Origin of the sequence: Pseudomonas sp. LTJR-52 (assembly GCF_003691465.1) — a bacterium.
Taxonomy (GTDB): domain Bacteria; phylum Pseudomonadota; class Gammaproteobacteria; order Pseudomonadales; family Pseudomonadaceae; genus Chryseomonas; species Chryseomonas luteola.
Map to the genome: position 1 here is coordinate 2279010 of NZ_CP033105.1, position 24074 is coordinate 2303083.

The 24074-nt window shown below is 54.8% G+C and carries 32 protein-coding genes; all 32 read left to right on the top strand.

Annotated features, from left to right (window positions below):
• The first annotated feature begins 132 nt into the window (after positions 1-132).
• The 32 genes from EAW52_RS10775 (at position 133) to EAW52_RS10935 (ending at position 24073) form a co-directional block, all read left to right on the top strand.
• Positions 133-321 (top strand): hypothetical protein, encoded by a 189-nt coding sequence (locus EAW52_RS10775; protein WP_122042391.1) that lies wholly within the window; start codon positions 133-135, stop codon positions 319-321.
• Positions 318-494, top strand: a complete 177-nt coding sequence (locus tag EAW52_RS25925) for a hypothetical protein (protein WP_162997618.1) — start codon at positions 318-320, stop codon at positions 492-494. The genes EAW52_RS10775 and EAW52_RS25925 overlap by 4 nt, the downstream gene beginning before the upstream one ends.
• Positions 491-913, top strand: coding sequence for a hypothetical protein (locus tag EAW52_RS10780; RefSeq protein WP_122042392.1), 423 nt, complete (start codon positions 491-493; stop codon positions 911-913). Before EAW52_RS25925 ends, EAW52_RS10780 begins: the two co-directional genes overlap by 4 nt.
• A complete protein-coding gene (locus EAW52_RS10785) occupies positions 910-1536 on the top strand; it encodes a recombination protein NinG (protein WP_122042393.1) in 627 nt (208 codons plus the stop codon). Before EAW52_RS10780 ends, EAW52_RS10785 begins: the two co-directional genes overlap by 4 nt.
• Positions 1537-1574: 38 nt before the next feature.
• Positions 1575-2072, top strand: a complete 498-nt coding sequence (locus EAW52_RS10790; RefSeq protein ID WP_122042394.1) for a hypothetical protein — start codon at positions 1575-1577, stop codon at positions 2070-2072.
• Complete coding sequence (locus EAW52_RS10795) at positions 2072-2617, top strand: HNH endonuclease (protein WP_122042395.1); 546 nt, start codon at positions 2072-2074, stop codon at positions 2615-2617. Before EAW52_RS10790 ends, EAW52_RS10795 begins: the two co-directional genes overlap by 1 nt.
• 208 nt (positions 2618-2825) lie before the next feature.
• A complete protein-coding gene (locus EAW52_RS10800; RefSeq protein WP_122042396.1) occupies positions 2826-3194 on the top strand; it encodes a hypothetical protein in 369 nt (122 codons plus the stop codon).
• Positions 3194-3547 carry an alanine-zipper protein gene (locus tag EAW52_RS10805; protein ID WP_122042397.1) on the top strand — a complete coding sequence of 118 codons (354 nt, stop codon included), beginning with the start codon at positions 3194-3196 and terminating at the stop codon, positions 3545-3547. The genes EAW52_RS10800 and EAW52_RS10805 overlap by 1 nt, the downstream gene beginning before the upstream one ends.
• Before the next feature lie 8 nt (positions 3548-3555).
• Entirely contained in the window at positions 3556-4047 is a 492-nt protein-coding gene (locus EAW52_RS10810) for a glycoside hydrolase family 104 protein (RefSeq protein ID WP_122042398.1), read from the top strand.
• Positions 4044-4547 (top strand): DUF2514 domain-containing protein, encoded by a 504-nt coding sequence (locus EAW52_RS10815; RefSeq protein ID WP_122042399.1) that lies wholly within the window; start codon positions 4044-4046, stop codon positions 4545-4547. The genes EAW52_RS10810 and EAW52_RS10815 overlap by 4 nt, the downstream gene beginning before the upstream one ends.
• Positions 4548-4608: 61 nt before the next feature.
• Positions 4609-6243 (top strand): cellulase family glycosylhydrolase, encoded by a 1635-nt coding sequence (locus EAW52_RS10820; protein ID WP_122042400.1) that lies wholly within the window; start codon positions 4609-4611, stop codon positions 6241-6243.
• 5 nt (positions 6244-6248) lie between these two features.
• Entirely contained in the window at positions 6249-6404 is a 156-nt protein-coding gene (locus EAW52_RS10825; RefSeq protein ID WP_162997619.1) for a hypothetical protein, read from the top strand.
• Between the two features lie 376 nt (positions 6405-6780).
• Positions 6781-7296, top strand: a complete 516-nt coding sequence (locus tag EAW52_RS10835) for an HGGxSTG domain-containing protein (RefSeq protein ID WP_122042403.1) — start codon at positions 6781-6783, stop codon at positions 7294-7296.
• Positions 7274-8587: a terminase large subunit domain-containing protein gene (locus EAW52_RS10840; protein WP_122042404.1), complete on the top strand. Its 1314-nt coding sequence runs from the start codon at positions 7274-7276 to the stop codon at positions 8585-8587. Before EAW52_RS10835 ends, EAW52_RS10840 begins: the two co-directional genes overlap by 23 nt.
• Complete coding sequence (locus EAW52_RS10845) at positions 8587-10035, top strand: DUF4055 domain-containing protein (protein ID WP_122042405.1); 1449 nt, start codon at positions 8587-8589, stop codon at positions 10033-10035. The genes EAW52_RS10840 and EAW52_RS10845 overlap by 1 nt, the downstream gene beginning before the upstream one ends.
• Entirely contained in the window at positions 10010-11116 is a 1107-nt protein-coding gene (locus EAW52_RS10850; protein WP_122042406.1) for a minor capsid protein, read from the top strand. The genes EAW52_RS10845 and EAW52_RS10850 overlap by 26 nt, the downstream gene beginning before the upstream one ends.
• A gap of 70 nt (positions 11117-11186) precedes the next feature.
• Complete coding sequence (locus EAW52_RS10855) at positions 11187-11915, top strand: hypothetical protein (protein ID WP_122042407.1); 729 nt, start codon at positions 11187-11189, stop codon at positions 11913-11915.
• Between the two features lie 11 nt (positions 11916-11926).
• Positions 11927-12946 carry a coat protein gene (locus tag EAW52_RS10860; RefSeq protein WP_122042408.1) on the top strand — a complete coding sequence of 340 codons (1020 nt, stop codon included), beginning with the start codon at positions 11927-11929 and terminating at the stop codon, positions 12944-12946.
• Between the two features lie 48 nt (positions 12947-12994).
• On the top strand, positions 12995-13309 hold the full coding sequence (locus tag EAW52_RS10865; protein ID WP_122042409.1) for a hypothetical protein: 315 nt from the start codon (positions 12995-12997) through the stop codon (positions 13307-13309).
• 5 nt (positions 13310-13314) lie between these two features.
• Positions 13315-13815 carry a DnaT-like ssDNA-binding protein gene (locus EAW52_RS10870; RefSeq protein WP_122042410.1) on the top strand — a complete coding sequence of 167 codons (501 nt, stop codon included), beginning with the start codon at positions 13315-13317 and terminating at the stop codon, positions 13813-13815.
• Position 13816: 1 nt separating this feature from the next.
• Positions 13817-14182, top strand: coding sequence for a hypothetical protein (locus EAW52_RS10875; RefSeq protein WP_122042411.1), 366 nt, complete (start codon positions 13817-13819; stop codon positions 14180-14182).
• Complete coding sequence (locus EAW52_RS10880) at positions 14179-14409, top strand: hypothetical protein (RefSeq protein ID WP_122042412.1); 231 nt, start codon at positions 14179-14181, stop codon at positions 14407-14409. The genes EAW52_RS10875 and EAW52_RS10880 overlap by 4 nt, the downstream gene beginning before the upstream one ends.
• A complete protein-coding gene (locus EAW52_RS10885; protein ID WP_122042413.1) occupies positions 14406-14813 on the top strand; it encodes an HK97 gp10 family phage protein in 408 nt (135 codons plus the stop codon). Before EAW52_RS10880 ends, EAW52_RS10885 begins: the two co-directional genes overlap by 4 nt.
• Entirely contained in the window at positions 14810-15220 is a 411-nt protein-coding gene (locus tag EAW52_RS10890; protein ID WP_122042414.1) for a phage tail terminator-like protein, read from the top strand. The genes EAW52_RS10885 and EAW52_RS10890 overlap by 4 nt, the downstream gene beginning before the upstream one ends.
• Positions 15221-15302: 82 nt before the next feature.
• A complete protein-coding gene (locus tag EAW52_RS10895) occupies positions 15303-15947 on the top strand; it encodes a phage tail protein (protein WP_122042415.1) in 645 nt (214 codons plus the stop codon).
• A gap of 8 nt (positions 15948-15955) precedes the next feature.
• Positions 15956-16273 (top strand): phage tail assembly chaperone, encoded by a 318-nt coding sequence (locus tag EAW52_RS10900; RefSeq protein ID WP_122042416.1) that lies wholly within the window; start codon positions 15956-15958, stop codon positions 16271-16273.
• 86 nt (positions 16274-16359) lie between these two features.
• Entirely contained in the window at positions 16360-16584 is a 225-nt protein-coding gene (locus EAW52_RS10905) for a DUF1799 domain-containing protein (RefSeq protein ID WP_256205713.1), read from the top strand.
• 2 nt (positions 16585-16586) lie between these two features.
• Complete coding sequence (locus tag EAW52_RS10910; protein WP_122042417.1) at positions 16587-19472, top strand: phage tail length tape measure family protein; 2886 nt, start codon at positions 16587-16589, stop codon at positions 19470-19472.
• Positions 19469-19954 (top strand): DUF1833 family protein, encoded by a 486-nt coding sequence (locus EAW52_RS10915; RefSeq protein ID WP_122042418.1) that lies wholly within the window; start codon positions 19469-19471, stop codon positions 19952-19954. Before EAW52_RS10910 ends, EAW52_RS10915 begins: the two co-directional genes overlap by 4 nt.
• Before the next feature lie 438 nt (positions 19955-20392).
• Positions 20393-20812 carry a hypothetical protein gene (locus EAW52_RS25930; protein ID WP_162997620.1) on the top strand — a complete coding sequence of 140 codons (420 nt, stop codon included), beginning with the start codon at positions 20393-20395 and terminating at the stop codon, positions 20810-20812.
• A gap of 37 nt (positions 20813-20849) precedes the next feature.
• Positions 20850-23555: a host specificity factor TipJ family phage tail protein gene (locus tag EAW52_RS10930; RefSeq protein ID WP_256680781.1), complete on the top strand. Its 2706-nt coding sequence runs from the start codon at positions 20850-20852 to the stop codon at positions 23553-23555.
• Complete coding sequence (locus EAW52_RS10935) at positions 23552-24073, top strand: hypothetical protein (protein WP_256680782.1); 522 nt, start codon at positions 23552-23554, stop codon at positions 24071-24073. The genes EAW52_RS10930 and EAW52_RS10935 overlap by 4 nt, the downstream gene beginning before the upstream one ends.
• Position 24074 lies beyond the last annotated feature (1 nt).

A 24074-nucleotide genomic window follows, 5' to 3' on the forward strand; every position in this document is an offset into this window, starting at 1 on the left:
AGTCCTGAAGGGAATGGTAGACCGCATGATTCTTTGCCCATCCTGTGGCAACAAGCGATGCCCGAAAGCCAGCGATCACGAACTGGAGTGCGCGGGTAGCAATGAGGCTGGGCAGAAAGGGAGTGTCTACCAATGACCGGCCTAATCATCAACAACGGAAACCCCAGTGCTGTGACTGTTGATCATGACGGGGTAACGGTGACGTTCAAGACCTTTGCCGCGGCTTGCGAGTACGCCGACAAGATCAATGACGAAAAGAAAAGAATGCGAGTCATGAAGTTGCTGGCTGACAAGCCTCTGGATGAGGTGAATTTCCTATGAGATTCCCAGACGATCAGCTGGACATGTTCAGCCAAGAGAAACACCCGCACCTCTATGACTTCAACGAAGAAAGGACCGACAGGGTTGCGGTTTCGCATGGTGACGGTGAGCACTATGACGACCTAGGCGCTGACTGGCTACGTGAATACAACTTACTGGAGGCTGGGCAATGATCAAGTACATAGAGGTCAGTGCTGAAGTCAGATACTGGGAAGACGCCCTAGTAAACGGGGCAGAAGACGTCAATGGGAATTTGATTCCATTGAAGAAAGGCAGCCTCTGGTGCCCTGTCATTAGGCTGGAAGATGGAATGGTCATGGATTGGCCTGAAGGAGTAGAAGCCGATATTCACTACAAGGTTTGTGATGCCGGTGAGTATTGGTTATTGGACGAAAATTTAGGCAGGGTAGCCAAGTGGTCAGGGTTTTATGTGCCTAACGATTTCCTTTGCCATGGCGATCATGGGTATGGCGACTACATCATCTTCAAGGTTTCCGCGTCCGGCTTGATTAACGAATGGAGCCGCCCACAAATTGCTTTCGGTAATGGCGAAAGCCAACTGGAGTGGATTCCAGTTGAGGTGGCGGTATGAGTGGTCTAGCCATAAAGCCTTCCGGCATTCCCAGATCGCCGCGCCGCCTCAAGGCTAAGAAGTGCAAGAACCCAGCCTGCCGCGCTGAGTTCGTTCCCGCACGAAGCTTCCAGACCTGGTGCAGCCCTGACTGCGCAATAGCGATCACTGCGGCCAAGAAGCAGAAAGAGCGCAAGACCTTGGAGCAAAGGGACCGTCGAGAGATCAAGGTGCGCAAGGAGAAGCTGAAAAGCCGATCCGACTACATGAGGGAAGCACAAATCTCGTTCAACGCTTTCATCCGTGAGAGGGATCGTCTGGCTGGTCACTGCTGCATCTCCAGCGGTCGCCCCCTGGATTGGAACGGCAATGCGGTAGATGCCGGCCACTATCGCAGCGTAGGTGCTGCGCCTCACCTGAGATTCGATGAGCGCAACTGCCATGCCCAGAGCAAGCAGGACAACCGCTACCTATCCGGCAATGCCGTTGACTACCGCATAGGACTGATCCAGCGCATAGGCCTTGAGGCTGTGGAAGCGCTGGAAGCTGACCAGAGCGTTCGCAAGTACACGATTGAAGACCTGAAGGCCATCACGGCCCATTACCGAGCACTGACACGAGAATTGAAGAGGGCGGCAGTATGAGTGTTTATCGAGACGCAGCGCATGGAGTAGTAAGAGCTATGACCGTGGACGCGATAAGCCTCCATGCCAAATCTGACTGGCAGAATAAGTATGAGTCGGGTTACGAGGAAGGGCGCAGCGATAATCCTTGCCCTCTCGATAGATTCGATCAGCTTACCCAGGACAGCATGGCAAGAGCGCTCCTTCACAGAGAGTTGAGCGAACTCCATTGGGCGATTCTGTCTGCAAAATATTCCCTCAACTACATGGAAGTGGATGCGGCTATCCGTTATCTGATTCCTCGGGCAGAAAGCCCCGCGCATAGGCTATTCATCACGAAGGCGGTGTTCGCCTGGGCTGTGCCTAAGCAGCGGAGACGAGTAAAGGAGTCGTTCTACCAATTGCACACTTGGGATACTGACGGCACTCCTGAAAGCACCTTGCGCAGATGGAGGGGACAGACTAATCGCTGGCTAGAAAACACACTTACAGAAGCCTACAAGAGGGCTGGCTTGCTGTTGGACGACGCTGGAATGATCTTCAAGGAGGCTGCTTGATGATCACTCAAGAGCAATTGAAGGCGAAGTTTCATTACAGTCCCTTGGCAGGAGTGTTCGAGAAGAGAGTTGGGACAAAGCGCAAAGGGTATAAATGGGTTCTGGTTGGCACCACAAAGACCGATACGGGATATGCTTCCATGCAGATCATGGGGAAGAGATATCTGGTGCACAGACTGGCATGGCTGTATGTGTATGGGAAATTCCCCGACATGGCACTCGACCATATCGATGGTGACAGGCTAAACAATGCGATAAGTAATCTGCGAGAAGTTACGGCCGCACAGAACGTTCATAACTCGCAAAAACCTTCTCACAATAAGTCTGGAGTGAAAGGTGTTAGCTACTGCGAGGCGAGTAAGACTTGGACTGCCCAGGTTGCAATAGAAAGACGGCCAGTATTCATGAAGCGCTACAAGACCAAGGAGGAAGCCATTCAGGCTGTTCGAGCCGCTCGTGAGCTAGCGCATGGCGAGTATGCAAATCATGGAATCCACAAATTTATTCTTGAGGACGCTTGCAATACTGATCGAGTGATCGTATAAATATATAACCTGCGGTTTCGTGCATTTCAACGCATCGCAACTATTTTACATCGAAGAACCCGTCCTCAGTGGCGGGTTTTTTATTGCCTGAAATAAGGCCCTATTTAGTCCCATGCGTGCCTCCTTTGTGGAATAAGGCCCCATGCCGTGACAGAGCGCTGGCCGACGTACTGGCCAATTAATTCATCACCTCAACCGGAGAAGGCTGATGCCAACAAATCTGCCGCCACCTCCGGGGCCTAATGCTGGGCTATCCGAATGGATCGCTTGGGGAATCGTCGCCGTCATGTTTGCAGGCGGGTTCATCTTCAAGGGCTGGTGGGAAAAAAGCGGCAAAGGAAAAGAAAGCGAAAAAATACTCGATGCCCTGGCACAAGAGCGCGAGGCTCATAAAGAGACCAAGGCGCACAGGGACGAGGTGCAGCGACTTCTTGAGGAGTCCAGGCAGCAGAACAATGCCCTGATTCGAGAATTCGCCGATATCAAGGCTGCAAACGCCAAGATGGAACTAAACATCACGTACCTCACGGAAGAGATAGCCGAACTAAAGGCAGAGCTTCTCAAGAGGAACCCCTAATGACCGACGCAGAGCTTATACGTAGACAGGGAAAGACTCGGCGCTGGTGGGATCATCACGGCAGTTGGGTTCTTTTAGCGGCTGTAGGCATTGCCTGCTTCATGGCTGGAAGCCAATACAACGCTGCAAACACCAGTACAACCGTTCGCATTCTTTCCGAATCCTACGAGCGCCAAGACGCACTACGCGTCAAGCGTATCCGCGAGCTTATCGATCAGAACCAAATCTTAAGCAGACAGCTTTCCACCACTGTCCATACGGCGGTAGAGAAGGCTGATCAGGCAGCAAGCAAGGCTAACGAGGCCGCTGATAAAGCCTCTGAAGCCGTCCAGAAAGTGCAACCCGTTCAGTAGGAAGAATCATGGCGCGTATCACCGCAGACAAGGCAGGCGGTGAAAACGTCATCGCCTTTCTAGACACCATTGCATTTAGTGAGATTGGTAAAGCGATGCTTGCCGATGCGTCAACCGATGACGGATACCGTGTGTTGGTTGGCTCAACGCCTAACAAGCTGATCCTTATGCGGGACTACAGCGATCACCCAAATATCTACTACAAGCCATTGAACTCAACGGCCGCTGGTAGATACCAGATCCTGTACCGCTACTGGCCGCACTACAAAGCCAAACTCAACCTTCAAGACTTCGGCCCGATCAATCAGGACTTGTACGCAATCCAGCAATTGAAAGAGCAGGGCGCATACAGACACATTCAGTCCGGACACTTTGAAGAAGCTATCTACAAGTGTCGGAACATCTGGGCATCGCTGCCTGGAGCTGGATACGGACAACCTGAACACCGAATGGAAAACCTCGTTGCAGCCTATAAGCAGGCAGGAGGCTCGCTTGCGTGAACATCCTCTGGAAATGGGCAATAGTCTTAGCCATCGCGCTTGGCTGCCTATTTGGAGCCTATCGGCATGGAGTGAACGTAACCAATGCCAAGTGGGAAAAGCAGCAGAGTGACGCCCAGGCCGCGCAAGCAACGCTCAGGGCGCAGGAAGAGAGAACGGCGCGAGAGAAAGAGCAGCGCAACCAAGATGATATAGAGACCGTCCGTGCAGAGACTGAAAAGATCAAGGCTCAGCAACAGGCTGATGCTCGTAGTGCTGACGCTACTCGTAAGCGCCTGCTCGAACAAACAGATCGTCTCGCCGCATCCCTCCGTAGCTGCTCCACGAATACCGGTATTGCCAGCGGAAGCCAGACAAGAGCCAACACCGCTGATTTGCTCGCCGAGTTGCTCCGCAGGGCTGATGAAAGAGCGGGAGAGCTGGCTCAAATTGCTGACCGAGCAAGGTCTTCCGGCAGTGCCTGTGAACGTTCATACGATTCAATCCGAAACAACCAATAACCCATAGGCCAGTGACCGAGTTTGTGTAGTCCGGCGCGGCAACCAAACGAGGAAGAGTCACATGGCCGGTGTAACGGTAACAACCCTAGACCAGTTCAATGAGCTGGAGAAGCGCGTAGAGGCGCTAGAAGCTGTGATTAAGGGTGGTGCAGAAACACCCCCAAAAACAGTACCTAACACCCCTGAAACCCCCGTGGTTACTGAGCCCGAGGGTGGCGCAGAAATGACCACTTTGAGCCTTGGGCCTAATGAGCAGGTAACTACAGGTGATTGGAACCTAGGCGTATGGGTAGCAGACGACGCTGCACGTATCTCAGTAGCCAGTAATGCGGCTCTGAAGATAGGCCAGTCTGCAACGCTCGGCGATGGCACAACCCGCAAGGTCATCAACGTTGAAGTGTTCAATGATAAGACCAGCGTAACCTTTGAAGGTAACAAGCTCGATCCTAGCAAGGTGGCTGGTAAGCCGGTGGTATTCACTGTCCCAAAGTCTGAGGGGTCACCCGCCCCGGTGACTCCAAGCGTACCGGCCAATGATCCGGCTCCAGTACCAGGCACAGCACTGAAGCTGACCAATATTCCAATGGTTGGCCTGAACTTCGGCGCTCACCCTAACGCATCTCAGGTGCAGCCGGGTGAGGCCAATACCCACTTCAAGTGGTTCAGCAAGAAAGACGTGGACTACTGGGTTGGCGAGATGGGCGTTCGTCTCATCCGTTGGCCTTATGATCTACAGCGTTCGATGGTCGCTGAAACCTCTACTGGCCTACCAAGCAAGACGTGCGAATTGGATTCGACGTTCAAGGCCAAGGTTAAAGAGCGGTACGAATGGATCAGAGCGGCTTCCAATGGTGAAGCACGGATCATCTTCGACCCTCACCACTACTGGCGTATCTGGCGAAACCAGACATCAAATGGAAAACAGACAGGTGCATTGCTTGCTGCGAATCAAGCCGCTGGCCAAGGTAATCGCTGGAAGGTGCAGGAACGTATCCTCATCGATGACAAGAATGGATGGGGAGCGAAAGAACTGGGTTTACACCTTGCCAACTTCGCACGTGACCTTGATGACCCAATGGTCCTGGGCTTCGGCATGGGCAACGAACCATACCCGTCTAGCGGTGGGTTTGACGGCATCACATGGCAAGAGATGGAAAAGAAGGTTGTAGCCGACCTGAACATCGCTTTGCCAATCTTCCGTACTGTCACCAAGAAGCCTGCATTCGTATGTGGTAACTGGTGGGCAAGCGCAAGAAACTGGGCTGAATTTAGCGCCTCGTTCGTAGGAAGCATTAAGGATCCAGCCAATAACCTCATCTTCGAAAAGCACGGATACGGCGACCTGAGCAATGACTCAAGCGGTAAGTATCAGACAGGAGACTTGAATGCCTTCCCGACTGATCAGCTAACCAAGGTCTTCACGCCTGCCTACAAGTATTTCGCTGCCAAGGGTGTTCGATCCTTTATTGGTGAGACGGGTATACCTCCGACCGATTCAGCTCGCGCAGCGCTCGCTGTCGCTCTGGATGATGCAGAGAAGGCTAATGTGCCCGTAACGCTATGGGTCGCAGCAGGTGATGGTGCAATGAACGGCGAGAAGATGTATCTGGACACTGCTGATCACGCCAAGACACGCGAAATGCTCAAGCCCTGGTTCAAGAAGACCCTGGCTGAATGGACACCTGTCCGAGGGTGAAGGCCATGACACAGTGGAAGGTCTACTACATCGATGGATCAGAAGAGTTCGTCCTTGCAGAGATCGTAGTGCTCAAGGGTGCTAGTGCAATTTTCTACGACGGCGCTGAGGAGGTTCATGCCTCCTTTGGCGTTGCACTCATACAGCGGGTGATCGAGTAGGGCGGTCTGGCTAGAAGCAGAGCCGCCCAATCATTCAATGGCGAGGGGATGTGTTTCTGCGAGCCTCATTCTCCGCTAGCACCATTTCGCGTCGAGCAATCTCATGTTTTTCATGGAGTCGCAAGTATTCATCCCCCTCCTCATCGGATTGGTGGCTGTCTTGCATGAGAGGGTTTAGTAAAAGGTACTTTTTAGACTCTTCCACTGTGAGACCTACGATTACCTCATTTCCCTCTAAATCAGTTGTGAGCATTCGTAGTTCATTCATGTATTGGCGTTGATACTCATCAAGATTAAGCATATGTGTCCCTTTTTCATTTAGAGCTATATCTATATAGCCCTTTTCGCGAAACAAACCCCATAAGCGGTGAATTTCATGCCCAATGAGTGCGGGGCAAAAACCCGTGCCGGTGGGAAATGCAAAGCCCCTGCAATGGCCAATGGCCGCTGCCGTGTTCACGGCGGAACAAGTACCGGCCCCAAAAATTCTTTCGGCAACCAGAATGCTCGGAAACACGGCATCTATTCCGACTCGCTCACCGACGAAGAGCAGAGTATTTGGGATGAGATTGGCGTAGGCACACTGGATGATGACATCAAAATCGCCAAGCTTCAGCTTAGACGGGCCCTGGTAGCCCAGGCTAAAGCAGAAGATGGTGACGGTCTCGAGCTTGAGGTAGACACAGACTCAAGTGGCCCTGCTGGCTCAACCATCACGAGGCAACGTAAGCGTCGTGGATATGAAGACATCATTAATCGTCTGTTGGGTCGTATCGGGGATCTTGAGGCCAAGCGAGCCGACATCATGAAGAAGCTGGAAGGCGATGATGAAGGTCCGCCGCCGCAACGCGTTGAGGTGGTAGTAACAGATGCGAGACGCCCCGAAGCCTAACCTGAACGTGCCGCAGTCGCAGTTCCTCGCAATGCCGCAGAAGTTTAGGGCGTTCGTTGCTGGATTCGGCTCAGGTAAAACATGGGTTGGATCCTCTGCGACCTGCAAGCACTTCTGGGAATGGCCCAGAGTCAACGCTGGCTATTTTGCTCCAACGTACAGTCAGATACGCGACATCTTCTACCCTACGTTCGAAGAGGTTGCTTATGACTGGGGGTTGAAAGCTGATATCAAGGAAAGCAACCACGAAATCCATGTCTACAGTGGCCGTGCTTACCGAGGCACGATCATCTGCAGATCCATGGAGAAGCCGCAAACCATTGTAGGCTTCAAGATTGGTCATGCGCTTGTGGATGAGCTGGACGTTATGTCCGCGGTTAAGGCTCAGCAGGCATGGCGAAAGATCATTGCTCGTATGCGCTACAACGTAGACGGGCTGAAGAACGGAGTAGACGTTACAACAACGCCGGAAGGCTTCAAGTTCGTCTATCAGCAGTTCGTCAAGCAGGTAAGGGAGAAGCCGGGTTTAGGTCAGCGCTATGGAATGATCCAGGCGAGCACCTACGACAACGAACTCAACCTTCCTGATGACTACATTCCCTCACTGTTCGAGTCTTATCCCGAGCAGTTAATCAGAGCATACCTGAACGGCCAGTTCGTCAACCTGACGTCTGGATCGATTTACCACACGTATGACCGCAAGCTGAACGCCTCGCAGGAGACGATACAGCCGGCAGAACCCCTGTTCATTGGCATGGACTTCAACGTTGGCAAGATGTCGGCCATCGTCCACGTCAAGCGCCTGGGTATGCCTCATGCTGTGGATGAGATCATCAACGGCTATGACACGCCCGATATGATCAAGAAGATCAAGGAACGCTATTGGCTATACGCCGATGGTCAGTATCGCAACACACGGCAGATCAGGATTTACCCTGACGCCTCTGGTGACTCACGAAAGTCAGTGAATGCCAGCACAACGGACATAGCCCAGCTGAAACAAGCAGGCTTTGCCGTCATAGCGCCGCCAAGCAACCCTCCGGTGAAGGATCGCATCAACGCCATGAATGCGATGTTCTGCAATGCCCAGGGTGAGCGCCGCTACCGAGTTAATGCCGACAAGTGCCCGACCTATGCCGACTCACTAGAGCAGCAGGTATGGGCTGCTAACGGCGAGCCAGACAAGACACAAGGCAATGACCATGCGAACGATGCCGGTGGGTACTTCATCCACAAGGACTATCCGATCGTCAAGCCTGTCACCACTATTGCTATGGGATTTGCACGCTGATGTCCGACGTCACATATACAAGGCCCGAGCTGACAGCCGCGCTTAGCCGTTGGCGGCTCGTGCGAGACGTTTGCAAAGGCTCGGAGAAGATCAAGGGCGAGAAGTGGCACTACCTGCCTAGGCCCAACCCTGAAGACAAGAGTGAGGCCAACCAGGCGCGCTATGACTCCTACCTTGCTCGTGCTGTGTTCTATAACGCCACAGGGCGTACAAAGAACGGTCTGGTCGGTGCGGTATTCACTACATGGCCGACGCTCAAGGTTCCCTCTCTGCTCCAGTACGTCAGCGAGGACATCGACGGTCAAGGCGTCAGCATCTACCAGCAGAGTCAGGCGGTCATCGGTCATTTGCTTGAGACTGGTCGGCATGGCCTGTTGGTAGATTACCCAGCCATTGAGGGTGGAGCATCGCTTGCTGACATGCAGGCCGGGCGCATAAGGGCAACGGTAACGGGATACAAGGCCGAGGACATCATCAACTGGCGTACTCGTCAGGTCGGTGGTCAGCACGTCCTGTCCCTTGTGGTTCTGAAGGAGCAATACGAGGAAGACACTGCAGACGGCTTCGGTCAGGAGGTCAAAGACCAGTACCGAGTGCTCAGGCTGACCGATGAAGGACGTTATGCCGTCGAGATATGGCGGAATGAGGGTGGCTGGAACATCTCCGACGCTCGTGAGCCAACAGATGGTCGCGGCGCTGCCTGGACTGAAATTCCGTTTACCTTCCTTGGATCGCAGAGCAACGACGCCAATCTCGATGATGCCCCGCTATACGACATGGCGGAGCTGAACATTGCCCACTACCGGAACAGTGCTGACTACGAAGACAGCGCCTATCTAGTGGGTCAGCCGCAGGTATTCATCTCAGGCCTTGATGAGCAGTGGCGTGATCACATGGAAACGAACGGGATCTACTTCGGATCTCGGGCGCCTCTGCTGCTTCCTCAAGGCGGTGCTGCAGGCATTCTACAAGCTCAGCCCAACACGTTAGCCAAGGAGGCAATGGACGCCAAAGAACGGCAGATGATCGCTCTCGGTGCTCGCCTGATCGAGCAGGGCAGTGGAGCCAAGACAGCAACTCAGGAGCAGAACGAGAACGCTGCTGAGCATTCGGTTCTATCGCTTGTCGTCAGTAACGTATCCGAAGCCTACAGCAAGGTGCTGGAGTGGATGGGTCTCTTCATGAATGCCACCGGCAAGATGGAGTACACCCTCAATCAGAACTTTGTCCGCGTACAGATAGACTCGAACCTGCTTGCCAACCTGATCAAGGGCGTACAGGCCGGGCTGATTCCTCAGTCCGACTTCTGGCGTCAGCTGCGTGATTATCAGCTGATTGACCCTGAGAAGAAGGACGAAGCGATCAGAGACGAGCTTGAGACCACGAGTCCCGGGCCAAACTTAGACGACGAGGGTGACGACAATGGCGGCGAATCCAGCGCTGTTTGATGCCACGGTTCGCCATGCCGTCCTACTCGAGCAGCTAAAGGCCAATGAGGTCGCCAAGTTTGCCCCTTTCCTCAAGGAGCTGGATCGAAAGATCAGGGCAAAGCTGAGCGACCCGGACATCACCGAGTACGCACGCAAGCGGCAGGAGAAGCTGCTAGAGCAGGTTGATAGCCTGTTACTAGGTATCTTCTCCCGCTTCACTGACCAGCTGCAGTTGGATCTAGTTGACCTTGCGATGTACGAAGCCCAGTTCGAGGCGTCCAGCCTGAATAATGCTGCAGCAGTGGCTACGGCCAATACCTCAGTAGCGGTGACGTTCGAAGCGGTCTTACCCGGTGCTGCGGCGATCAAGGCGGCAATCCTGACCAATCCCTTGAGCGTGAGAGGGGTAGATGGCGGCAAGCTGCTGGAGGCCTTCATACAAGGCTGGACGCAGACAGAACGGCAAAGGGTGGTCGGTGCGATACGTCAGGGCTTCTTCGAGGGCCAGACCACAACGCAGATCATCCAGGCTATCCGAGGCACAAAGGCTCAGCAGTACAAAGATGGCATTCTGGCTATCACCGATCGTAATGCTTCGGCAGTGGTCAGGACGGCAGTACAGCACGTCGCCAGTCAGGCTCGCAGTGAGACGCTGAAGGCCAATAGTGACGTGGTGACTGAGGTGGAATGGGTTTCAACCCTAGACAGCCGGACCACTCCGCAGTGCAAGACGCTGGACGGGCAACGGTTTCCGGTTGATGCAGGGCCAAGGCCGCCGATCCACATCAACTGCCGGTCAACCATCGTACCGATCACTAAGTTCAGCAAGCTATTCAGCCAAGGCGCTACACGGTCCTCTAAGGGCGCTGAAGGTGGAAAGCAGGTCAGTGCATCACTCAGCTATTACGAGTGGCTTAAAACGCAGCCTGCGAGCTTTCAGGACCAAGCGCTGGGCAAGGCAAGGGCAAAGCTGTTCAGGGATGGTGGATTGAGCGCTGACCGCTTTTCTCAGCTCCAGCTGGACAGGAATTTTTCACCGTTAACGCTTGATGAGATGAGGGCACTTGAGCCCTTGGCATTCGAGCGCGCGGGTATTTAATCCAAGCCTCGGACCTCCGGGGCTTTTTCTTTATGCGGGCTGGGCCTGCAAATCGTCCTTGGGGGACACCATGAGCTTGAAATATCAACTGGACAGCCTGGAAGGGCTGGATGACTCCGTGCGCGCGCTTTACACCGAAAGAGACGGGAAATTCTTCCTATCCATTGAAGGCATTCCTGAAAGCTCGGAGACAGAGGGACTCAAGCGCAAGCTGAACGAGATCCTTAACGAGCGCAAGGAAGAAAAGCGTCGTCGTGAAGAGGCTGAGCGGCTGGCTGAGCAAGAGCGTGCAGCTGCTGAGGAAGAGAAAGCCCGCAAATCAGGTGATATCGAAGCTCTGCAAAAGTCCTGGGAAGAGAAGCACACCAGGGTGTTGACTGAGAAAGAGCAGACGCTTGCCACCCTGCAAGCTCAGATCCAGGCGTTAACTGTTGGCTCAGAAGCCAATCGCCTAGCGTCGGAACTGGCGGTTCAGGGCAGCTCAAGGGCGCTTCTTCCTCACATCAAGTCCAGATTGAGCATGGAAATACGCGATGGCAAGCCGGTTACGGTCGTGCTTGACCATGACGGGCGGCCATCTGCGTTGACCCTTGAGGAATTGAAAAACGAGTTCATCAACGATCCGGCGTTTGCGCCGCTGATTGTTGGTAGCAAGGCTACTGGCGGTGGGGCCGGTGGTAGCCGTAGCGGCGGGGCCGCAAAGAGTTTCAATCAACTAACTGGAATGGAGCGAGTAGAGCTCCGCCGTACCAATCCCGCCGAATACGAGCGCCTGAAAGCGCAGTCGGCAGCTCATTAAGGAAATAAGCAATGCCTACCATTCTCTCTGATGTGGTCTTCCGCGACGAACTCCGCGATTACATCAACGTAAACACCTCCGAGCGCACCGCGTTCTTCGAATCAGGCATTCTGGTTCAGAACAACGACATGGCTCAGCTGTTGGCTAGCCCTTCCAACACCTTCACCATTCCATGGTGGGTGGATCTGGATGCGTCTATCGAGTCGAACTACTCGAACGACGTGTACACCGACATCGCAGTACCTCTGGCGGTGACCAGTGCAAGCATGCAGGCGCGTGCGGCCTACCTGAACGAAGGCTGGAACTGCATGAATCTGGTGAAGAACATCACCAAGCAGGACCCGCTGGAGTTCGTCGCCGGTCGCCTGACCAGCTACTGGCAGCGTGTAGCTCAGCGCCGCACCATTGCCAGCGTTATCGGTATCTACAACGCCAACGTCGCTAACAACGGCGGTGACATGGTTGTAGCTGCGCCCGGAACCATTGATGCGGCTTCGATCATCCGTGCCAAGGCCACCATGGGCGACTACTCCGGTCAGCTGGGCGGCTTGAGCGTGATTGCCATGCACTCGGCAGTACAGACTGAGCTGCAGATTCTCAACCTGATCGACTTCACCCCGCTTGCGGATCAAGTGCCAGAGTTTGGCCGCTTCCAGGGTATGCGTGTTGTGGTTGACGACGGCATGCCTGTGATCGGTACCGGTGCCGAAGCTCGCTACCTGTCTGTGATCTTTGGCCCAGGTGCCATCGGTTACGAAGAGCAGCAGCCGGCAGGCGAAGATGGCCTTGAGTACGAGCGCGCCCCGGATCGTGGCAATGGTGGCGGTACCGAGACCCTGTGGACTCGCCGTAACTATGTCATCCACCCGCTGGGCTACTCCTTCCTGTCCACTACTATCACCGGCACCCCAGGCACTAGCCGTCCTGTGTCGGCTAGCTGGGCTGATCTGGCCTTGGCTACCAACTGGGAGCGCAAGTTCAACCGGAAGGAAGTCCCGCTGGCTTTCGTTACCTCCACTGTATCTGCCTGATCCCATGCTGGCCCCTTCGGGGGCTGGCTGATCTAAAGGAGAAACCGCATGACCATCGAAAAAGACAAGTACATTGACCCGAATGACAAGGCTCGTTGGGGTTTTGGCGGCACGGCTGAAAATATCACTGTCGGACCGCAGACTGTTGGCGAGACCGGCGGCGTAGAGACGGCCCGTACTCCGGTAGATGAGACGGCGGCCCGTAACAACGGCGGCGGTGCTGACGAAGCTACTGGTACCGCAGCATCCTCAAGCGACAGCCTGACCAAAGACCAGATCAAAGCCCAGCTTGACGCCAAAGGTATCGAGTACAGTGCCACGGCCACTAAGGCCGAACTGCTGCAACTGCTTAACCAGGAGTAAGAAACATGCTGATCATCGAATCTGGGGCCGGAGATCCAGACGCAGAGAGTTACGCAACAGCAGCGGAGTTGGTCTCATATGCCACTAAGTTCGGCGTGACCATTCCTGCTGAGGAAGCTGCTCAGGAAGCATTGCTGCGCCGTGCCGCCCTTGCGATGAATGGCATGAAATGGAAGGGACGACGCACTCACGAGGAACAGGCTTTGGCTTGGCCTCGTGAGGGTGTTCAGGTTGACGGTGCATACAAGCGCTCAAATTACATCCCGCGAGAGATCTTCTACGGCCAGTTAGCTCTGGCTGGCGAGATCCATGCGGATGACCTGACGCCACCTGAAACACGGCAGGGCGCGGTGATTCGCAAACGCGTAGAGGGTGCGGTAGAGGTTGAGTATGCCCAGATCAACAACACGTCAGGCAGGCTGCTTCCAGCGGCTCCTAACCGGCCAAGCCAGACACAGTTTGCCGACTACCTGGACCGACGCGGGCTTTTCGCAGTGAGGGCATAGCATGGCTTTCTACGATGAGATGGCCGACGTTGCCCTGGAGCTGATTGCAGAGTTCGGCCAGACCGTCACACTCCAGCGTACCGAAGCAGGCGAATACGATCCTGAGACCGGCACAACGGGTGATGGAGTGGCACAAGAGCAGCCAGCTCAAGGCATCCTGCTCGACTATGAAGGCATTGAGTTTCAGAACAACACCCAGATCCAGCAGGGCGACAAGAAGCTCAAGATCGCTGCCAAGGACCTCCAGTGGCCTCCTGAGCTAGCCAACAAAGCAGTCATCCAAGGCAAGGCCTATAGCGTCATCAACGTTAACGAGACCAACCCAGCTGGTACTCCGCTGGTCTACACGCTGCAGGTGAGATCATGAGAATGTCGATACGTGAAGACGACCCTGGGTACGAAAACTACCAGCGTTATAGCCGCAGCACAGTATTCCTCGGTGGCAAAGAGGTCCGGTTCTGTATCACAGCAGACGAGGAAGAAGGCGTGGTGGTCCGGTACAAGACCTACTCAGACAGCAGCCTGATGGTAGCCAATGGCGAGATCCAGCAGGAAACGCTCAAAGGAAAGGTCAGGATAGTGCCGACGCTATGAGAGAAACCAACTTTGCCCTAAACATCAGGGAATGGGCGGAGAAGGCGGAAGGCGCGATCGATGAGACGATTCGAGCGATAGTGATCGAGATCGGCTCCTCTGTTATCCGCATGTCTCCTGTCGACACTGGCCGATTCCGCGGCAACTGGCAGTTCAATCTGGATGCTCCGGCATTGGGACAGTTGGAGACCACTGACAAGGACGGCGCTGAAACCATATCCAGGCTAGTGGCAGAGGCTAATAGCTTCACTGCCGGCCAAGTGGCTTACATCGTCAACAACCTGCCTTATGCGGTCGAGCTTGAGTATGGGCACAGCCAAAAAGCACCGCAGGGGATGGTGAGAGTGACCGTGGCCCGCTTCCAGCAGATCGTCCGAGAGGCGGCAAGGTTGAATCAGGTATGAGCCATCGCATTATCCGCTCGCTAATGGAAACCCGGCTTGCTGCCTGGGCCAAGACCAAGAATCTCAGAGTCGCTTATCAGAACCAGAATTTCACACCGGACGCAGGCGAGACCTACTTAGCGACTGCCACACTTCCCGCATTGACCGACAGTGAAACGCTGGACGGAACGCATCGGGAATACACCGGCATCTTTCAGGTCAGCGTTGTGACCCCAGCAGGGAAGGGCGCCGGGGCAGGGGAAGCCTTGGCGGATGAGCTTGCCGCTCTGTATCCGCTCAATGACCGCCTAAGCAAGGGTGCGTTTATCGTCCAGATCATCACGCCTGTTGCAGTAGCTAGAGCTATCCAGGGTGACACCAGCTTTACCGTGCCGTGCTCATTTACCTACCGAGCAGACACTATCTAACCCGCCCGTTGGGCAAGCCAAGACCCGCCTAGTGCGGGTTTTTTATTGACTAAAAACTGCCAACGGCAGAGAGGACTATTACATGAGCGTTACATTGATTAACGGCTTGACTATCGATTTTTCGCGATCATTCGCGGATGAGGCGACTGTCACCGCGCTGACGAACGCAAACCCTGCCGTGGCTACTGCAGCAAACGATTTCGCAAATGGCGACGTTATCCTCCTGAACTCAGGATGGGAGAGCGTAAACGACCGTGCTTTCCGCGTGAGCAACGCTACTGCTGACGGGTTTACGGTTGCCGGTTTGAACTCCACGAATACTGTCGCCTTCCCTCAAGGCAATGGTGTAGGCACAGCGCGCCAAGTATCAGAGTGGGTGCGCATCAGTCAGGTTACCAACTTGGCTTTCAGCGGTGGTGAGCAGAACTACTTCCAATACCAGTTCCTTGAGTCACGCATCCAGAAGCAGATCCCGACCTACAAGGCGGCAATGGCTTTCACCCTGACCATTGCAGACGATCCCACTCTTCCGTTCTACCCGGATCTGGAGCAGGCAGACCAAGACCTGATGATTCGCGTTGTTAGATTCAACAATGCTGACGGCTCCACGAACCTCTACCCGGTTTACGTAGGCTTCAACAACAACCCTACAGGCGATATCAATACCGCCGCTACAGTTACGGTAGCCTTTGCGCTTGCCGGTCCAGTAGTCCGCTACGCTCGCTGAGGTGATGCATGACCAAGGTACTTTTCAAGCTTGATCCCAACCCAACCTTCGAAGCGCTGGTTGCCATCCCTGTCCCGGGCGGCTCCAAGGCAGACGTGAAGTTCACGTTCAAGCATCGCTCCAAGACGGAACTGGAAGACTTCCTAAGCACCAACAAGGATATGGACGACACCACACTGGTGAAATCCATTGCGGATGGCTGGGAACTGGACGATGAGTTCAACGACGAGAACATTGGGCGTCTGCTGAACAACTACATCGGGGCGGGCTCGGCGATCTACGTCAAGTACCTTGAAGAGCTGTACCAGGCCAAGCGTTTAAACTGATCGGCGCTGCTCGGGCGCTGTATCGGAAGCAGCCAAAGGCTTCTGATCTAGCGGCGTTCGGGCTTACCCCTGACCTCCTGGGCAGCATCGATTACCCGTTATGGCCTGAGAACATGCAGGCCTTCCAAGTCTTCGAGGCCATGATGACGCAATGGCGTTGTGGTCCCGGAGGCCCTACCGGCCTTGTGTACAGCGAGATCCCGGTTGTCATGCGGTATCTATCCATTCCTGAAGCAGACCATGGCGAAGTCTTCGACGCAGTACGCGTGATGGAGAGCGCCGCGCTTGAAGCCATTCACCAAGAGAAATAGCCATGGCAAATGATATTGCTTCCCTTGGCCTAAGGGTTGACTCAAGCGAAGTAGATAAGGGCACGGAAAGCCTACAGCGGTTCACTCAAGCCGGCTCCAAGGCTGAGGCGGAAGTCAAAAGCATAGGCACCGCTTCTGACCAGACCACGCAAAAGGTTAGGGCGGCTAATCAGTCGTTAAATCAGGCTAATGCTGCATTAAAACAGACTGAAATATCAGCCAAGCAGACAGCCGCTGCGCTTAGAGGCGTGCCGGCTCAGTTCACTGATATTGCCGTCTCCCTACAGGGCGGGCAAAGTCCTCTGACTGTACTGCTTCAGCAAGGCGGGCAGCTGAAGGACATGTTCGGCGGGATTGCTCCTGCTGCGCGCGCCCTGGGTGGATATGTTGCGGGCTTGATCAACCCCTTTACTGTTGCTGCCGCAGCAGCCGCCGCGCTTGCCGTAGCTTATAAGCAGGGCAGTGATGAGGGCTCAGCCTTCCAGCGTGCTCTGATTGTTACCGGCAACCAGTCGGGCCAGACCGCTGACAGCATGGCGAACCTTGCCAAGCAGGTCAGCTCGGTAACTGGAACCACCGGGGCAGCTGCGGATGCACTGACGCAGATCGTCGCCACCGGCAAGATTGCCAGCGATCAGTTCAAGAACATCGCTATCGCTGCGGTGGCGTTTGAAAGTGCTACTGGGCAAGCAGTCGAGGATACGGTTGCCCAGTTCCAGAAGCTTGCAGAAGATCCGGCCAAGGCTTCCGCTGAGCTTAACGAGCAGTACCATTACCTGACTGCTGCGGTTTATGAGCAGATTAGAGCTCTCCAGCAGCAGGGCGACACAGTAGGTGCGGCGAACCTTGCCGAAGAGACCTACGCCAACGCACTGAAAGCGCGGGCGGATGCGGTCAAGCAGAATCTAGGTGCTATTGAGGGTGCCTGGAATAGCGTCAAAGGCGCGGCCAAGGCGGCATGGGATGCCATGCTTAACGTCGGTCGTGAGCAGACGATTGACGAGCAGATCGCTTCTGTCCGGGCAGATCTTGAGAAAGCTGCCAATCAGAAGTCCAGAAGCTTCGTTGATCAGGCGCTGGGCCAGGGTGACTTCATCACGCCAGAGGCTCAGGCTGGCCTCAAGCTGCGCCTTCAGTTCCTGGAGCAGCAAAAGGCCACACAGCAAGGCATTGCAGCAGCTCAGAAACTGTCGGCCGAACAGAACGAAAAGGCTATTGCTGCCCAGCAGAAGATCGACACGATCACTCAGTCATCATTAAGCAAGGCTGAGCAGCGCAACAAGGCCATCACTGACTACAAGAAGCTTCTTGAGGACATCAGGAAGGTCAATCCGAACGACGAGCGCTTGAAGCAAAGCAATGTCGATCGGGTGATTGCCGACCTGAACGAGAAATACGCCGATCCGAAAGGACCTAGGGCCAGAAAGCCTGCAGCCTATCAGGACGACGCAGCCACTCGGATGCTTCTTAGTCTGCAAGAGCAGGAAGCGACTCTTAGAGCGCAACTCTCTACAACAGACAAGCTTACTGCTTCCGAGAAAGCGCTTGCTCAGTTTACGCAGCAGATAGCGGATATCCGAGAGAAGAAGACTCTAACTGCTCAACAGAAAAGCCTACTCGCTGACGAACTTCAAATCAGGGCGCAGCTTGATCAAAACATCCAACTGGAAAAGCAGATAACGAGGCGCGAACAGCTGAACAAGCTGCAAGCCTTCCAGCAGTCTCTTGAGGCCAGCAGAGCTCAGGAGCGCGAGGGATACGCCGACCAACTGGCCGGCTCAACGCTAGGCCCAGAGGCACGGCAAAGGCTCCAGGCCGAGCAGAAGATCAGGCAGGACTATCAGCGTCAGCTTGAGCGGGCTGCGCGCGATCGTACCAACGGCTCAATAACTGAGGATGCCTACCGGGCGGAGACCGAAGCGCTCAAGCAGAACCTGGACGAACGTCTGGCAATGCAGCAGGAGTATTACTCCGCGCTGGATGAACTGAACGGCAATGCAGCGGTAGGCGCTCAACGTGCAATAAGCGAGTACAGCGAGCAAGCCAAAAACATAGCGGACCAGACACAGAGCTTTGTTGGTGGAACGCTTGAGAATCTGACGACAGGCATTGCTGACAGCCTGACCGATGCAATAACCCACACCAAAGACCTTGGTGATGCGATGGCAAACCTGGGGGAGACGATCCTTACCCAGGTGGTTAGCTCACTGATTGAGATGGGCGCACGGTACGCCATCAACGCAGCGTTGGAGGTTGCTGGTTTAACCACCGTGCAGACCGCCAAGGCAGCGCTGGGTGCTACCGCAGGGGCAGGTTATGCCGCTGCTGTGACAGGCCAGTCTACAGCCGAGGTTAACCTTGCTGCATTGAACGCCTTCGCCTCTACCGCGGCTATTCCTATCGTTGGTCCTGCATTGGCTCCAGCGGCAGCGGCAACAGCAGCGGCAGCTACGGCACCATTTGCAGCGGCAGCGATTGCAGCAGCTTCTTCTGCAATTGCAGGGGCTGCCACGGGTGGCTTCTCTGAGGGTGGTTATACCGGTCCGGGTGGTAAGTACGACCCAGCCGGTATCGTCCACAAAGGCGAGGTGGTCTGGTCGCAGGCTGATATTGCACGTGCGGGTGGTGTAGCGACGGTTGAGTCACTGCGTAAAGGCTACGCGCCGAATGGCAATGCCGGCCTGGCTGGTACGGCTCCGGGCAAGTCAGGCGGTGGCGGAGTAGTGGTGAACCTTCACGAGGACGCCAACAAGGCTGGGCAGGTTCAGCAGATCAACAACTCAGGCGGCGGCATGACCATGGACGTGTTCGTATCGAACATTCACCAGGGCGGGCCGGCAGCCAAGGCATTCGAGCAGACCTATGGACTTAGAAGGGTAGGACGATGACGGTTCTGGAGCAGTTTTACGCATCAGGCGGATCGGATGTAAAGATAGTCACCCTGGAGCTGTCCTGTCCCGCCTGGGAGAAACCTGTCTATTTGTGTAAGGCCTATGAGGATGTGATGGCTGCAACCGAAACTGGCGAGGTGGTGACATACCAAGGCTGCGGTATGGATGTGGCCCTGCCCAAGCGGGACAACAGCGGGAATCAGACGCTGAACTTCGCCATTGATAACGTCACCGGCGAATCTCAGAAGTTGATCGATGAAGCCTTGGATACCAGACAGGTGATTAGTCTGGTGTTCAGGGTGTATCTATCCAGCGACCTGTCCGGCCCAGCTGAAAAGCCTTACCGAATGAAGGTGAAGGGCGGGTATATACAGGGCGTCACCTCTCAGCTGTCTTCCGGCTATTACGACCTGTTGAACCTTGCTTGGCCCCGCCGCAAGTACACCTTGGACTTCGCTCCCGGCCTACGGTACGTGTGATGCTGGGATTTCGCGACTTGGTGGGATATGGTTCTCACTTTTCGCGAAGGGGTTGGCTTATGAGAGTCAGGGCAATACTGGTTTGCTTGATGGTTATATTCCTGTCTGCATGTGCTTCTAGCGGGCAGGAGATAACGCAGCAGCAGATAGATCAGATAGTTAAAGGGCAAACCACAAAGCCTGAGCTTCTTTCCTTATTAGGTCGGCCGCAGTCGGTTATGTCCAACTCAGACGGCACAGAGATCCTAACGTGGGCCTATGCCCATGTGGGGTTCATGGGTAGCAACGTGAAGTCCACTGGCCTCAGTGTTGTCATTGGGCAAGATGGAAAGGTTGCCAGCTACTCAACCACGCAATACGGGCAGCCATCCGTTAGATACGGATACTAAACAGACCTACTCATAAACCCGCTTCGGCGGGTTTTTTATTGGGCGAAATATGACCCTGAATGACTATTTCTCTGCCGTCTACCTGGATGGCGGAAGAGGCGAAACCGTGGACGGCATTCGCCGGTTGGACTGCTGGGGGCTTGTCCGCTCGGTAAGGCATGAGGTCTACGGGCTGCCTCTTCTGCCGAGCTGGGGGCATATCCGGCACACCATGGCTCGAGAGTTCACCAAGGCTGCTCATGAAGGAGTTGGAACTATGGTCAGCTGCGAGCCAAGGGTGGGCGCAATCGTCTGCCTTTGGCGAGGCTCGATCTGTGTCCATGTGGGGGTGGTGGTTGAGGTAGACGGTCGGCTCCACGGCATGGAAATGCTTCAAACGGGTGTTTCCGTGAAGCCACTCAACAAGTTTCTTGAACGATATCCTAGAGCGAGCTTTCACTTTGATCAGCATTTACCCAAGCAAGCTTGAGGGCGAACCTCTAGAAAAGCATTACACCGAGTCGGTGATGACGCTTGATAAGTGGCTTTCGATCAACGTCAAGAGCTATGAACGGCGTGCATCTCCGCCTATCAGCATTGAAATAAACGGTTTGCTGATTGATCCCGAGAATTGGGATTCGAAATTGTTTAGCCCAGAAGACGACGTTCGGATCTACCCTGAGCCCAAGGGCCTCGAAGCAGCAACAATCGGCATCATTGCAGCGGCGGCGGCAGCGGCGGTTGTGGCTGCGGTTATCTTTCTGCGGCCTAACGTCAAGACTCCTGGGTCGTTCGACCAGCAAGGCAAGTCGCTCAATCTGGCCCGAAGCAAGGGCAACCAAGTCAAGATTGGGGACGTCATCCGTGAGGCTGCCGGCAAGAATAGGATATACCCTGACTACCTACTTCCTCCCCGTCATTACTTCGAAAACACCCGGATTCAGTGGGCGGAACTGCTGCTGTGCGTAGGCGTAGGCGAATTTCAGATTGACCCGGGCGCGGTAAAGGTTGGTGAGACCTCGCTTGCATCGCTGGGTAATACCGCGTCCTACAAGATCTTCGGCCCCGGCGAGGATCTTTCTGGCGAAACAGCTGCAGACTGGTGGCATCCATCCACCGAGGTTGGATCCACAAGTACTGGCGGCGCAGGCCTGACGCTTAAGTCCACGTTTGCCATTGATGAGCAGCCCGCAGCTGATACATACCTGTTCTCTGGCTATCAGATAAGCGTTCCCACTGAGGCGGGCTGGTTCCCCATTGGCTGGCAGCCCGGCCTCATTGCACGAGTAGAGGTGATGTATCCCTACACCTATACAAGTCCAAGTAATGGCGGGGCAATTATTATCAGTGGCCCGCATATCTCCATGATTAACCCTTATGTAGGTATGCCTATTGAAATCACTGGAGATAACGCAGGCTTCTACGTGGTAGCCAGCTATCAGCCGTTCGAGGAAGGCGGGCTAGGGGAGGACGATACTCCGGCCACAATAACGCTCAACTATGCGAGTGGTGCGCCGGCTAATGGCCTGCAAACCGGAAACCTGTACAGCTGTATCGGTTATCCTGGTCTGCGTTACCGTATAACATCCGTGTCAGATGATTCTGTAAGCGATGATGACAATTCTACTGTCGACCATGGCCCGTCAACTATTACAGTAGAGCGGCTGACGGATACTGGTGCTGTTGATGACGAATGGCCCGGCTTTGATACGTTCAATAACGCGACACCAGTCATAGTGCTGGATGCTTCAACTATTGAAGGTGACTGGGCGGGACCATTTGCAGCCTGCCCGGAGGGTGAAGTCACCCAAGCCTTGGAGGTCGATATTTTCTTCCCGCAAGGGTTGGTCGACTTCGATACCAAGAAAGGCAGCAAAAAACCGTTCTCTTGTACCGTTGAGCTGCAGTATAGGGATATGGATACGCTTAACGCTTGGAGTTCAGTACGGTTTAAATATACCAACAAGACGTCTGACCAGCTTGGATACACCGAGCGCGTCAATCTGCCTTCGGCCATCCGGCCAGAGGTCAGAATGCGACGTATCGGCCAGGAGTCTACCGCTACCGACAAGTATGACCGCGTTCAGTGGTATGCCCTAAAAGCCCGCCTGGACAAGGCTCCAAAGGCCTATGAAGGCGTCACAGTGATGTCCGTCTACATCCGTGGCGGTGATCAGCTTTCAGCCCAATCTGAGAGTCAGGTTTCAGTGGTAGCCACCCGTAAGCTGCCGCGCCTCGTGGGTGGCACTTGGACGGATCCAGTCGCTACCAGGGATATCGTTCCTTGGGTTGGGTATATCGCCAAATCCATAGGCTATGTCGATGATGACTTCGACCTGGACGAACTGGAGCGGCTTGGAGAGGTTTGGAGCGATCGACGTGATTACTTCGACTATGCCGTTGAGGACAGCAGCACAGTCAAGGAATGCATCAGTGATGCGCTGACGGCAGGCTTTGCTGAGTTCACCCTTGAGCGCGGCAAGCTCAAGCCGGTGCGGGATGAGCCTCGGAGCGTGTATGGGCAGATGTACTCGCCCCAGAATATGACCGAGCCTCTAAAGCGCAGCTTTACGCTTCCATCTCCCGATGATTACGACGGGGTGGATATCAAGTACACCGACGAGAAAACCTACGCAGACGAGACTGTTAAGTGCCGACTGCCTGGGGATGGGGGGAACACGGTTAAGGAGATCACTCTTAACGGCGTGACTAACCGAGACCGGGCTTGGAGGATAGGGATGCGGCGCCGCAGGGAATATGCCTACCGCACCAAAAGCTACAACTTCTCTACGGAACTGGCCGCGCTTAACAGTGGGTATCTGAGCTATGACGTAGTGGCCGATGACGTTCCAGGCTATGCCCAGAGCGCGATCCTGGAAGACTTCATGGCAATGGATGGCATGAGTGTGCTGGTGAGCTCTGAGCCGCTTCAGTGGCAGGAAGATCAGCAGCATGTGGTTCTACTGCGCCGCCCAGATGGATCCACCAGTGGTCCCTGGCCTGCATCCAAGCTTGACGATTACCGGATGACCATTGGTGATCTGGATTTCGTTCCGGATACCAGCTGGGAGATTGAGCCGCCTCATTTGCTGTTCGGCACCGTGAAGCGTTCCGGCTACCCCGTTCTGATTACTTCAATTGAACCAGGCGAATACACCGCTGATGTAGAGGCGGTCGGTTATGACGAGCGCGTCTATGCCGATGACAATAACGTCGCGCCGGAGGACGCATGATCACATACCCAAAGGAGTTGCCCAGGCCGTTACAGGATGGGTATGAGCTACAGACCGCAAGCCCAAAGGTTGAGACCTCTTTCCAGAGCGGACGCACGATCGAAAGACGGGCGTTCACTTCGGTTCCAACCCAGGCGTCGGTCAAGTGGCTGATGACCGAATCGCAGGCCCGATACTTCGAGGCTTGGTTTGAAGAGGTCCTGGTATCCGGTACCAAGTGGTTTGAGTGCGAGCTATCTACCCCGCTGGGGTTCGCACCTTATACCGCACGGATTAGAGGTATGTATGACGGCCCCATCCAGATAACCAAAGGATGGTGGCAGTTCACCGCAACCCTTGAACTGAGAAAGCGGCCGCTTATTGAGCCGGGCTGGGCGATCTACGCGCCTAAATACATATTGATGGCAAACATCTTCGACAAAGCTTTAAACGCTGAGTGGCCGGAATCTAGATATCAAACTTATATGGACGCCTTTGATGATGGTATATATCGCTGGCCAGAATCAAAGAGCGAATAGG